Below are 613 nucleotides of genomic sequence, written 5' to 3' on the forward strand. Positions count from 1 at the left end.
AAAATATCATTTTTTATTTCAGCTACAATTCTATAGGAACCTACTCTGTATCTCCATAATCCTTTTAAATTTCCTGTTAGTGCTTTTCCTCTTTGCTTTGGATTCTGTGTACCTATTAAATTTTCTGAAATCCATTTTTTTAGAAGTTTAGCAATTGCTTTATTTGATTTATTTAATTTTTTTAGATCTTTTTCTGCAGATTCAGTAAACTTTACTTCATAAAATTTTTTTTCCATTATAATCCTAGCCTTTTGAATACGTCTTCAGCATCAGAAGTTTTTTCAGATTTTGATTTTTCCCATCTTTTCAATATTCTTTTTTCATCTTCCTCAGTTATTTCATCATATATTTTGTCTAAAATTAAGTTACGAACAAAGGATGACATGTTAAGATTATTTATATTTGAATATTCTTTTAAAAATTCTAAATCTTCTTTTTCCATTCTCAATGATAATGTAGGCATTTTTTATCCCTCCAAGTGTAATATTTGTATTACAATTGTACCAAGTATTATTCTATTTGTCAAGATATAAAAGTTTCCTTTTAAACCATTTATATCACCATCTTTTTGTTCTTATATTATAACATAAATTGCAATATTAATTGCGACATT

The 613-nt window shown here is 25.0% G+C and carries 2 protein-coding genes; both read right to left on the bottom strand.

The window, feature by feature from the left end; all coding sequences use genetic code 11:
* On the bottom strand, nt 1-236 hold a 236-nt coding region (locus tag HMPREF1552_RS02870), incomplete at its 3' end, for a type II toxin-antitoxin system RelE/ParE family toxin (RefSeq protein WP_021743567.1).
* On the bottom strand, nt 236-463 hold the full coding sequence (locus tag HMPREF1552_RS02875; RefSeq protein ID WP_018498936.1) for a DUF6290 family protein: 228 nt from the start codon (nt 461-463) through the stop codon (nt 236-238). The genes HMPREF1552_RS02875 and HMPREF1552_RS02870, both read right to left, overlap by 1 nt.
* Nucleotides 464-613 lie beyond the last annotated feature (150 nt).

Origin of the sequence: Leptotrichia sp. oral taxon 879 str. F0557 (assembly GCF_000469385.1) — a bacterium.
In the GTDB taxonomy this organism is placed as follows: Bacteria; Fusobacteriota; Fusobacteriia; order Fusobacteriales; family Leptotrichiaceae; genus Leptotrichia; species Leptotrichia mesophila.